The following is a 12,139-nucleotide window of genomic DNA, read 5'->3' on the forward strand; positions in this document are numbered from 1 at the left end:
TTTAAAATGGATAACAAAGGTTTTTTTCGTATTGAGCAAGGCTTTTTTAGTCCGATTAACCAGACATCATAACAATATGTCGCTATTAGATAAGTTAGCAACTATCAAAGGAGCAAATTTTTCATAATAATCATACTCAGAGTCCAAAACGAATACTTTCGTAAAATTGCATTAACAACTAGTTTTATTAAGAACACCACTCACGAGGGATGAGTTCTAATGACTGATTACAAAAAAAACGAATTAATCGAACGTGTTGAAGTAGAAATAAACGAAAACTTTAGCACTGCAGAAGCGAACAACTTGATTCAACTTGCCCACCTCTACTTCCAGGACTCTTTAACGGAAGATTTGGTCAATGAGTCTATAGAGAATCTATATGGCACAATTATCTGCTTATGGGATTTCTTACAGCAACGCCCCGTAAACCAACCCAAGGTTCGTGTCTACAATCCGAACTACGAAGAGCACAGCTGGCAATCTACTCATACCGTTATCGAAATTTTAACGGATGACATGCCTTTCCTTGTCTCATCTTTCAATATGGCACTGGTTCGTCTTGGCCACACAATTCACCTAACAGCACACCCAGTCGTACCAGTTGATCGTAATAAAAAAGGTGAACTACAAGGCATCAATTCATCTTCAAAATCACACGAAGCCTTGATGCGCTTTGAAATCGATCGTTTGTCCGACATCAACTTGCTGGATGAAATTAAAGAAGAGCTGCTTAATAGCTTAGTCGATGTGAAGAAAACTGTCGCAGACTGGCCTACAATGAAAGCCAAACTAAGCGACATTATCAGCGAATCTGAACAACTTGCGCATCTGAAAAAGAACGAAGAACATCAGGAAATTCTTGATTTCTTACGCTGGGTAGCCAATGACCACTTCACTTTTATCGGCTTCCGAGCTTATGATCTTGCAATCGAAGGCGATGAAACACACCTTAAACTGGTCGAAGGCTCAGGTCTAGGAACCTTCCGCGACATCAACGATAAGAAAGTAAAACGCGATATCGTTTTACAAGACAACCTAGCTAAATTAGCAGTAGACCCTAGTAACATCCTTGTTTTAACCAAGTCCACAGCGGTCTCCACTGTACATCGTCCTGTCCACCTTGATTACCTTGGTGTAAAACGCTTTGATAAAAAAGGCAATGTCATCGGCGAATGGCGCTTCTTTGGTTTGTATTCATCTGCGGCTTATATCGCTCGTTTACAAGATATTCCATTATTACGCAAAAAACTTAATGTCATTGTTGAAAAAGCCAATGTGGATCCAAACAGCCACAAGGGCAAAAATCTAAAACATATCCTAAACAGTTACCCTCGTGATGAGATGCTGCAAGCTCCAGTTGATGAGCTTTTTGGCACCATCGAAAGCATCCTTGCCATTCAAGAACGCCGCCAATTACGCGTTTTCCTTCGCAAAGACATCTATGGCCGCTTCCTGAACGCCTTGGTTTACGTGCCTCGCGATCGCTACAACACGGAACTGCGTATGAAGATGCAAGACATCTTAATGAGCGCTTGTAACGGAACCAGCTCTGAATTCAACGTACAATTCTCGCAACTTGTTTTAGCCCGCGTTAACTTTACTATTCAAATTGCAGACCCTAAACAAAGCCCGACTATCGATGCTGAAGACATTCAGCGTAAGATGCAAGATGCGATGAGTTCATGGGAAGATAAACTCTTAACGGCGCTACATAAAAGCCATGGCGAAGAAAATGGCAACATTCTTTTCAACAGCTATGCACCTTATTTGCCAGCGGCTTACCGTGAAGATTTCTCTCCAAACGCCGCTGTTCTAGACATCGAACGTTTAGGGCAACTCGCTGGCGAAGGTGATATTTCAACACATATATACCGTCAGGTTGGTCAGACCAAAAACAACTACTTTTTCAAAGTATATGGCGCGGGTACAACGCTTATCTTGTCCGATGTATTACCTATTTTGGAATGTATGGGGCTACGAGTACTAGAAGCTCGCCCATATGAGCTAGACCAAAATGGTGACGGTACAGCAAACACTTGGGTAGTTGAGTTTGCCATCAGCGTGGACGCTGATATTAATCTTGATAAGAATTCACAGCGTGAAGCTTTCCAAGATGCGTTCAATCAAGTCTTCAGCCGTAGAGTTGAAAACGACCGCTTTAACGCTTTGGTACTAAGTGCTTCCTTAACGTGGCGTCAAGTCACCATGTTACGTGCATTGACCAAGTACTTGATGCAATTACAAGTACCTTTCTCCTTGCAGTACATGCAACAAACTCTAGAGAAAAATGCTGGCATCGCTCGCCTATTGGTTCAACTATTCGAACAACGTTTCGACCCTAGCCAAGAAGCAAAACGTGACGAGAAAGTTCAAAAGCTGCTTGAGAAAATCGACCTAGAATTAGATCAAGTTGCTAACTTGGACGAAGACCGCATTCTGAAACACTACCTTTCTGTGATTCAGGCAATGCTACGAACTAACTTCTACCAAGCAGGCATTGAAGGTGGAGTTAAAGATTACGTCTCTTTCAAACTTGATCCAACACTGATTCCAGCAGTACCACTACCAAGACCGAAATTCGAAATTTTCGTTTATGCGCCTTGGGTAGAAGGTATCCACATGCGCGGCGGCAAAGTAGCCCGTGGTGGTTTACGCTGGTCTGACCGCATGGAAGATTTCCGTACCGAAGTACTTGGCCTTGTGAAAGCGCAAATGGTGAAAAACGCCGTTATTGTACCATCAGGAGCAAAAGGCGGCTTTGTTGCTAAACAATTGAAAAAGAATGCTTCACGCGAAGAAGTTCAAGCCGAAGTTATCCATTGCTACACTACTTTTATTAGTGGCTTGTTAGACATTACTGACAATCTAGTACAAAACCAAGTGGTTCCACCGCTTTCTGTACTTCGTTACGACGAAGACGACCCATACTTGGTAGTAGCAGCAGACAAAGGCACAGCAACTTTCTCAGACTTGGCGAACAGTATTTCTGCGAAATATGGTTTCTGGTTAGGCGATGCTTTTGCTTCCGGTGGCTCTAATGGTTATGACCATAAGAAAATGGGCATCACAGCTCGCGGCGCTTGGGAATCCGTTAAACGTCAATTCAAAGAAATCGGCATCGATTGTCAAACTACTGACTTCACCACGGTTGGTATAGGCGACATGGCAGGCGACGTATTTGGTAACGGCATGCTGTTATCGAAGCACACTTGCCTAATCGCAGCGTTTAACCATATGCATATCTTTATCGACCCAACTCCCGATGCGGCGACGTCTTTTGCTGAACGTGAGCGCATGTTCAAACTGCCTCGCTCTTCTTGGGAAGATTACAACAAAGAGCTTATTTCGAAAGGCGGCGGTATTTTCAATCGCTCTGCGAAGTCTATCCCAATCAATGCTGATATTCGTAAAGCCCTAGGCATTGAAGGCAATATTAAATCTATGGCCCCAACGGATTTGATCAATGCCATTTTAAAAGCGCCTGTTGATCTACTGTGGAACGGTGGTATCGGAACCTACGTTAAATCTGAAGGAGAGTCCCACGCAGACGCAGGCGACAGTGCTAACAACGGTCTACGCGTAAACGGTAAAGAGCTACGCTGTAAGATTGTTGGTGAAGGTGGCAACCTAGGCTTAACACAACTAGGCCGTATTGAATTTGCCCAGAAAGGCGGTTCAATCAGTACCGATGCAATCGATAACTCTGCGGGTGTAGATAGCTCGGATCACGAAGTAAACATCAAGATCCTACTAAACCGCGTGGTTGAAAATGGCGATTTAACTGAGAAGCAACGTAACAGCTTGCTTGCTGAAATGACCGACGAAGTGGGCAACCTAGTATTGCGCCATAATCGTGGCCAGAGTCATGTGTTGTCCTTAGCAAATGCACAAGCACCGGAACGTCTAGCAGATCATTGGCGCTTGATTCAATCTCTGGTCCGTGAGGGCCGTTTGAATCGTGAAATCGAGTACTTGCCTAGTGATACGCAAATCAAAAAGCGCTTAAACAAAGGTCAAGGCTTAACTCGTCCTGAAATTTCTGTACTACTGGCTTATTCGAAAATCAAATTGTCTGAGCAATTGGTAGAAGACGGTATCGGTGAAGATGTCGATTTGACTACTCAAATCAATGAGTACTTCCCTACTCAATTGACCAAACACTTTGGCGGCCAAATGGCATCGCATCCTTTGATTCAAGAAATCATTGCAGGCCATGTGACCAACAACGTCGGCAACCGTATGGGGCCAACGTTCAGCACCTATATGCAAGAAGAAACCGGCGCATCTTCTTTGAATGTCGTTCGAGCTTACATGGCTGCAGAAGACATCTTTGGCATTCCAGCACTTTGGGATGCGATTAACGGTTTAGACTTCACAGTAGCTAACTCTGTATTAAACGGTTTACTAATTCGCATTCAAGGATTGCTAGAACGTGCGACACTTTGGCTATTGCGCAATACTCGCGAAAGCTTGTCTATTCAACGCTTAAAAGACACTTATAAACCAGGTGTTGAAGTCATTAGAGCCAACATGCAGGCGATTTTGACGGAGTCTAGCCAAGCACATCTGGCCGATATTGCGGCAAGCCTTGTCGAGCAAAATATCCCAGTAGAAGTAGCGGAAAGACTATCGTCTCTTCATTACCTGTTCTACGGATTAGACATCATTCGTGTCGCGGCAAATACCGAGACCGAAGTATTAGATGTCGCTCAAACTTACTTCGCGCTTGAAATGGACTTAGAGTTACATTGGTTGCGCCATAAAGTTAGTGAGTTATCGGCTGACGATATGTGGCAACGTCGTGCAAAAGCAGGTCTAGGCGACGAAGTAGATAATAGTTTAAGAACCCTCACCCAAGAGGTCATTCAGTCTAGTGTCGATATCAAGAAACTGGAACAACGTCTGACTCATTGGCGCGAATCAAATAGTGACAGTATCAAGCATTACCGTGCGACTTTTAGTGAAATAAAAGCCGAAAGCGAATTAACACTTGCTATGGTAACTGTCGCTATTCGTGAGTTGAGAAATCTGATATAAACCTATGGGTGGTCGCCATTGCGGCCACCTATTTTTAAGAGGCCTTTTTTCGAGATGGATAGAAAAGTGACACAACAAGTAACGAGAGCAACCTTTGACGAAGTAATGGTTCCTAACTACGCACCTTCTGCGGTTATTCCAGTACGTGGTGAAGGCTCTCGCATATGGGACAAAGAAGGCAAAGAATACGTCGATTTTGCAGGCGGCATTGCCGTAACTGCATTGGGGCATTCTAATCCTACTTTAGTCAACGTCATGCGTGAGCAAGCTGGGCAACTTTGGCATTTATCAAATACTATGACCAACGAGCCGGCACTACGATTAGCTAAAAAGTTGACTGAAAAGACCTTTGCTGATCGAGTATTCTTTGCAAACAGTGGTGCAGAAGCTAATGAAGCAGCTTTCAAACTTGCTCGCCGTTACGCGTTCGATCATTTTGGTCCAGAAAAACACGAAATTATCGCTTTTTATAAGTCCTTCCACGGCCGTACTTTGTTTACCGTTTCTGTAGGCGGACAAGCAAAATACAAAGAAGGTTTTGAGCCGACTCCTGGTGGAATCAAACATTGCGATTACAACGACATTGAGCAGCTTAAAGCGATTATTAGCGATAAAACCTGTGCCGTTGTAATGGAACCAATTCAAGGTGAAGGCGGAATCATTCCGGCTGACATTGAATTTGCCAAACAAGTACGTGAATTGTGCGATCAATACAATGCGCTATTGGTGTATGACGAAGTGCAATCTGGTGTAGGCCGCACAGGCACACTATACGCTTACGAACAACTTGGCGTAAAACCTGATGTACTAACGACCGCTAAAGCACTAGGTAATGGTTTCCCAGTAAGTGCAATGCTAGCGACTGAAAAGGCAGCAAGAAGCTTAGCTTTCGGTACTCATGGCAGTACTTATGGTGGTAATCCAATGGCTTGTGCCATCGCTGAAGCAGTTATTGACATTGTCGACACACCTGAAGTGTTGGGCGGTGTGGCGAAACGTCACGACCTATTCGTTGAAGGTTTAAAAGCCATAAACGAAAAGCACCATGTCTTTAAAGATATTCGAGGCATGGGACTTCTAATCGGTGCCGAAGTGATTGACAGCCTTGCAGGCAAAGCTGGTGAGATTGTTAAAGCGTCCGCTGAAGAAGGCCTATTTGTACTTGTTGCAGGTCCAAACGTTTTACGTTTAGCGCCATCTTTGATTATCACCGAACAAGACATTGCAGATGGCCTTGCTCGACTTGATAAAGCCATCGCTACAGTGATAGCTAATAACAAAGCTGCGTAAGCAATTAAGCACTTGATAGAATGTTTAAAAATCGGACTTAGGTCCGATTTTTTATTTAATCAATACTGATAGAAATAAGCTTATTGAACGTCCCTTCGCCTCCAACTTGAACCTGTATTAACTCTCCATTATCTTTTGTTAATTGAGTCAATATACGTGATGACATGTTCATTGCTCGTCCTTGCTCAAAAATCGCCTGCTGATAGCCAAAGTGTCGATTTAAATAACAAGCAAGCGCTCCATTCGAGCTACCTGTCGCGGATTCTTCTGGAATACCAACCGCTGGAGCGAAATTTCGACAACTTGCCGTATAGACGACCTCTGGCGGGTTCATTTCAAAAACATGAAACCCAACATATTGATGCTGCTGACAAAAACGCGTTATAGCATCATTATCAACCTCAAGACAATCCAATACGCCATAGGGTACAGGAATCATCACATCAACCAACCCAGTAGATACAGCTTGAATAGGCAAACCAGATTGAGTAATAAGCTGCGGCTGAAGGCCTAACATAGGGGCAATCTCTGCTGCACTAAATTTTGTAGACCATACAGGCAAACTTTGACTCATCAACACATCACCATTTAATGCCACTTCAACGGCTAAGATTCCCGCCTTTGTTTCCTGTTGATAACTTCCTGCCGAAATGTGCTGTAAATGGCGCAATAGCCAAAATGCACTTAAGGTAGCATGACCACAAAAATCTACTTCTACCGTGGGAGTAAAGAAAGATAGCTTGAAATCGGCTTTATCACTTTGACCAACAAAAGCGGTTTCAGACACACCAACTTGCTTAGCAATAGATTGCTTTTGCAAATCTGTTAGCGCATCAGCATGTAAAACTACACCAGCTAAGTTTCCTCCTTGCCCTGAAATAGAAAAAGCTCGGACTAAATACACATCAACCTGTGCCATATAACACTCCCATTGCTCTCATTGTGTCACTTCCCCCCTCAATTACCTTTATTATACAGTCACCATAATCGATTATCGTCTTTTTTGCTGATTCCTTAAGGGCAGTTTGATTGTGATTATCACTTTACTGGTTTAAGCTCCGGTAAAGCGCCATTAAACAACCCAGCGTAAATCAATGGCTTATGAAGTATTCAACTTATAGAGAAACTAAACCGTGTTTCAATCTTTCTTTCCCAAACCTAAATTATTTTTTCTTAGTTTTACCCTGTGGGCACTTGTTTGTGTCCTTGGCTGGTATCTAGCCGCTCAAGACCTAGGCAACATGTTAAGCCTAGGATCTCTATTTGGCGTTCATTTTCCAGAAACATTAGCTGAAGGTGCTGATGCAGCCGCACAAGCTGCCTTCCAAAGCGCCCAAGAAACAGCCCTAACTGTATGGCTATACCAATATATGGCTGCTTGTTATGGCATATTTATTGGAATATGGATGATATATGGTGGCCAAAAATGGGGCAGATGGTCTGTTTTAGGGTCTGGGGTTATCATATTTACCACTTGGTTTAGTGTGCAACTTAGCGTCATGATAAATGATTGGTACGGTAGTTTTTATAACCTTATTCAAAAAGCCTTATCTGCGCCGAATTCAATTACAATAGGTGAATACTTTTCACAGCTTTACACTTTTTCAAGTATTGCCGCAATCAGTATAACTGTTGCTGTACTCAAAAACTTCTTTGTAAGTCATTACGTATTTCGCTGGAGGACCTCTATGACAGAGTACTATTCCTCTAAATGGCAACAGGTTAGACACATAGAAGGGGCGTCTCAACGGATACAAGAAGACACCATGCGCTTTGCTAGCATAATGGAAGGTCTGGGAGTTCGCCTTATTAGCTCTGTGATGACTTTGCTCGCCTTTTTACCTGTTCTCTGGGGTCTTTCTTCCTATGTAAAAGAGCTACCTTTTATTGGGGAAGTTCCTCAAGCACTCGTTTTCACAGCATTATTCTGGTCTATTATTGGTACCACCTTACTCGCAGTAGCTGGAATTAAATTACCAGGACTAGAGTTTAAAAATCAACGAGTAGAAGCAGCTTACCGGAAAGAGTTAGTATATGGAGAGGACAATGAAAACAGAGCGGAGCCGCCAACATTAAACGAGCTATTCAATCACGTCCGTAAGAACTACTTCACACTCTATTTTAATTATCTATATTTCAACGTGGTTCGCTATGGCTACCTTCAAGCAGGTGTTCTTGTGCCATTAATAGCACTTGGCCCATCCATAGTTGCTGGCGTTATTACTTTTGGTCTATTTCAACAAATTAACAATGCCTTCAATCAAGTAGAAAATTCGTTCCAATATTTAGTGAATTCTTGGACAACCATCGTTGAACTGCTCTCTATCTACAAACGTCTTAAAGCTTTTGAAGCGGCTATTGATAACCAACCTTTACCAACGGAAGATCAAAATTTTATGGAAACATAAGATTAAAGTAACAACTTAATTCTGTTTAAATTAAAAGCCCCGTCAGATAACATCTGGCGGGGCTTTTAATTGTTTTTTACTTTTTAAATCAATAAGATAACTACTTAGACTCAAACGTTAATATTGATGTTTTGCCCTAAGTTATCTGTCGTGGTATGTGATCCACTGCTTGCCGCTGGCGTAACGTTTTTTGCGGCTTCGGCCAATAAGGCAAGATTTTGTTCCGCTTTTTGTTGCTGAGCAGCCTTGGCTAAATTAGCGCTATAGACTTCACTCGCATAATCCATCGCAGGACTACTAACACCATTAATACTTGGCATTCTTCCTCCTATCAATTGTGAATGGTAGATCGAAAAAAACTGATCAATGGCCAAAGTATAGCGGGTGATTGGCTAATTTACGAACACCTTTTTGTAACATGGAAGCAAACAGAGTTTAGATTTTGTCATCATTAACAAAACTATCCCAATACTGACTCACCAAGTTCTGGTTATCAACTAGCATATCCTTTTGAACCACTCGGCCCTGTTGTTGCAAGCTCAACCTATGAGTAAGAGACCTATAAAGAGTATAGGTATCGGTCATTTTTTCAGCCTGCTCAGCACCAATCAAGCCAACTAAAGCAGCGGCTTCTAGCTGGCGAACATTGTCGGAGAATCGCATCAGCTCAGGGTATTTACATGACCAAGCCAACACCATGTATTGCACCATGAATTCAATATCAATGATGCCACCAGCACCTTGCTTAAGATCAAAACCTTGCTCTTTGCCACCAGTATCAAGATGAGCACGCATCTTCTCGCGCATCTTGATGACTTCAGCTTTAAGTTCATTGCGATCTCGCGCTGAAGCAATAATCTCTTTACGGCAAGCTTCAAATTTCGCAAGTAATTGAGACTCCCCCGCCAATCCACGGGAACGAGTCAGGGCTTGGTGCTCCCACACCCAAGCTTCTTTTTGCTGATAATCTTTAAACGCTTCCAAACTAGACACCAACAAACCGGAATTACCCGAAGGACGCAGACGCATATCCACTTCGTATAAGCGACCCGCGGCAGTAAAGCTGGTAATCATGTGAATTAAACGCTGACCTAGACGAGTATAGAAAGTGAGATTATCGATACTGCGATCGCCGTCTGTACTTCCGTTGGCCTGTGCATCGTGAATAAATACAAGATCGAGATCAGAATCGTAGCCAAGCTCCCATCCACCAGATTTACCATAGCCAATAATGGCTAATTGAGGTGTGAAAGCAACTTCACCTTGGCTTACAGGAAAACCATGTTTTTTCGTTAAATATTGCCAAGACTGTTGCAACACCTGATCTAAAAGTACTTCTGCCAACCAGGTTAAGTGATCACTCACTTTCATCACAGGCAATATTTCTGTTATGTCGCAAGCGGCAATACGTAAAATAATGGAACGTCTGAAGCGACGCATAGCGTCCATCTGCGCTTCTTCATCGTCTTCTGGCAAACGCAATAATATTTGCTGAAGCTCTTCCGCTAGCATGGCTTTATCTGGCGGTGAAAATAGCGTATTGGCGTCTAGCAGTTCGTCCAGCAATGCTGGCGTCGTCGAAATCGCTTCGGTAAACCACACACTTTCTCGACACAATCGAATAAGATGCGTCAGTGCGGTTTGGTTTTCGGAAAGGAGAACCAAATAAGCAGTACGCCGCAAGACAGCTTCCAAGATTGGAAATACGCGCTCCAAAACCAAATCAGGATTAGCTTCGTCCGTTAATTTAGAGATTAAGGCGGCCAAAAAGACCGCAAGCCGCTCATGACCAATAGGCTGCATAAAAACAACCGTACGGGAACTAAGCAGCTGAGAAATGCGTGTAATACTTGCCTCTTGGTCCTGCCATGATATCAGTGAGATAGCATCTTGTATCGCTTCTCGATCTTCTGGGTGCTTAATTAATAAACGCCAAGTTTCTTGGTTCTTCACTTCTTCGGTACTTTCATGGCCATCATCAATTAAAGCTACAAAAGAACGATGTACATTTTTGCGCACTTCCCAAAGACGTTTATCCAATGCCTCCCAAGAAGGGAAACCAACAATTAATGCAATGCGCGTGCGTGCTCGATCATCTTCTGGCAATAGCTGCGTTTGCTCGTCATTCACCGCCTGCAATGCATGCTCGGTGCGACGTAAAAGTAAATACGCCTCACGCAATTGATCCATTTCCTCAACAGGCAAATAATCCTGTTGAGCAAGGTAAGGTAACACTTTCAACAAGGCTGGCGTTTGCAAGCCCTGATCTCGACCACCGTGTAATATCTGCAAAGCTTGGGCAATAAATTCAACTTCACGAATTCCCCCCTCGCCTAATTTAATATTGTGCTCAATGCCTTTGCGACGCACCTCTTTAGCAATCATTTGTTTCAAGTCACGCAATGCACCTATCGCCCCAAAATCGAGATATTTGCGATACACAAAAGGCTTACGTAATGCTTCAAATTCGCGCACATCCAAGGTGTTACCAGACATGACACGAGCCTTGATCATGGCGTAACGTTCCCAGTCTCGACCTTGATCTTGGTAATAATTTTCCAACGAATCCATGTTTAATACCAAAGCACCAGACTGCCCAAAAGGCCGTAAACGCATATCAACTCGAAAAACAAAGCCATCAGCGCTGACTTGATCCAAATGTTGAATCAGTTTTTGACCAAGCTTGGTAAAGTACTCTTGATGAGACAGACTTTTTTTGCCACCTTGGGTGTCGCCGTGCTCACGAAAAGCAAAAATCAAATCGATATCAGAAGACAAATTAAGTTCGTTACCACCCAATTTCCCCATGCCAATGACAATCATCGACTGTGGCAAGCCCTTACTGTCCAATGCCTGACCGTACAAGGCAAGATAGTACTGCGTTGTCCATTGAAGGCTGGCATTCACACAAGCATCCGCTAAAGCGCTTAAACGTGACGTTAGCTCGGTCAATGAAAGCTGCTGCTGAATGTCTAAAGCTATCAACCGTACCATCCACCACTGTCGATACAAACGCAAACGCTTGATAAAGCCGGCTTCATCTAATGGCGCTAACGACTCGGTCGGACAAGAACCCGCTTCACATGAAAAAAATGCTTCGCCAGCCATCAAGGCTTCTTTAGACGGCTTTTCAGGTAGCTTTTTAAGCGCCAACAAATCATCTAACCAGTGAGGAAAACGAGTAAATTGTTGATGTAAATAATCACTCAAGATCCACAAGGGTTCTAATATATCAATTTGTTCTTGGTTTAATGAATCAAGCCCGTGTCTTTCTCGAGCGTCTTGCACATGCTCCAACAACAAAGCACGAGACGAGGACTGTTCACAAAATTTCACATAGTTCGGGTTCAAATGCGGAGGGGTCACTGGGCTTCCTTACAAAATATTCTTTTTGAGACTTTTTA

At 43.2% G+C, this 12,139-nt stretch carries 6 protein-coding genes; 3 read left to right on the forward strand and 3 right to left on the reverse strand.

The features are described from left to right. Positions 1-219: 219 nt before the first annotated feature. Both B6N13_RS20200 and B6N13_RS20205 read left to right on the forward strand, forming a co-directional pair. Positions 220-5,037, forward strand: coding sequence for an NAD-glutamate dehydrogenase (locus B6N13_RS20200; protein WP_012068827.1), 4,818 nt, complete (start codon positions 220-222; stop codon positions 5,035-5,037). Between the two features lie 66 nt (positions 5,038-5,103). Then, positions 5,104-6,327: an aspartate aminotransferase family protein gene (locus B6N13_RS20205; RefSeq protein WP_348981559.1), complete on the forward strand. Its 1,224-nt coding sequence runs from the start codon at positions 5,104-5,106 to the stop codon at positions 6,325-6,327. A gap of 55 nt (positions 6,328-6,382) precedes the next feature. On the opposite strand, the gene B6N13_RS20210 is transcribed toward B6N13_RS20205, so the two are convergent. Next, the gene (locus B6N13_RS20210; RefSeq protein WP_169460413.1) at positions 6,383-7,246 is read right to left on the reverse strand and encodes a PhzF family phenazine biosynthesis protein; all 864 of its coding nucleotides are present in this window, start codon (positions 7,244-7,246) and stop codon (positions 6,383-6,385) included. 214 nt (positions 7,247-7,460) lie between these two features. On the opposite strand from B6N13_RS20210, the gene sbmA reads away from it, so the two are divergent. Continuing rightward, a complete protein-coding gene (sbmA, locus tag B6N13_RS20215) occupies positions 7,461-8,735 on the forward strand; it encodes a peptide antibiotic transporter SbmA (RefSeq protein ID WP_169460414.1) in 1,275 nt (424 codons plus the stop codon). Between the two features lie 110 nt (positions 8,736-8,845). On the opposite strand, the gene B6N13_RS20220 is transcribed toward sbmA, so the two are convergent. After that, a complete protein-coding gene (locus B6N13_RS20220; RefSeq protein WP_072839518.1) occupies positions 8,846-9,055 on the reverse strand; it encodes a hypothetical protein in 210 nt (69 codons plus the stop codon). Positions 9,056-9,170: 115 nt separating this feature from the next. Next, the gene (glnE, locus tag B6N13_RS20225) at positions 9,171-12,101 is read right to left on the reverse strand and encodes a bifunctional [glutamate--ammonia ligase]-adenylyl-L-tyrosine phosphorylase/[glutamate--ammonia-ligase] adenylyltransferase (protein ID WP_169460415.1); all 2,931 of its coding nucleotides are present in this window, start codon (positions 12,099-12,101) and stop codon (positions 9,171-9,173) included. Positions 12,102-12,139: the final 38 nt, after the last annotated feature.

Origin of the sequence: Marinomonas sp. UCMA 3892 (assembly GCF_012726345.1) — a bacterium.
Lineage (GTDB): Bacteria > Pseudomonadota > Gammaproteobacteria > Pseudomonadales > Marinomonadaceae > Marinomonas.

Coding starts and splice junctions, on each gene's coding strand:
- B6N13_RS20210 (WP_169460413.1), bottom strand. CDS start 7,246: ATGGCACAGGTTGATGTGTATTTAGTCCGAGCTTTTTCTATTTCAGGG.
- B6N13_RS20200 (WP_012068827.1), top strand. CDS start 220: ATGACTGATTACAAAAAAAACGAATTAATCGAACGTGTTGAAGTAGAA.
- B6N13_RS20220 (WP_072839518.1), bottom strand. CDS start 9,055: ATGCCAAGTATTAATGGTGTTAGTAGTCCTGCGATGGATTATGCGAGT.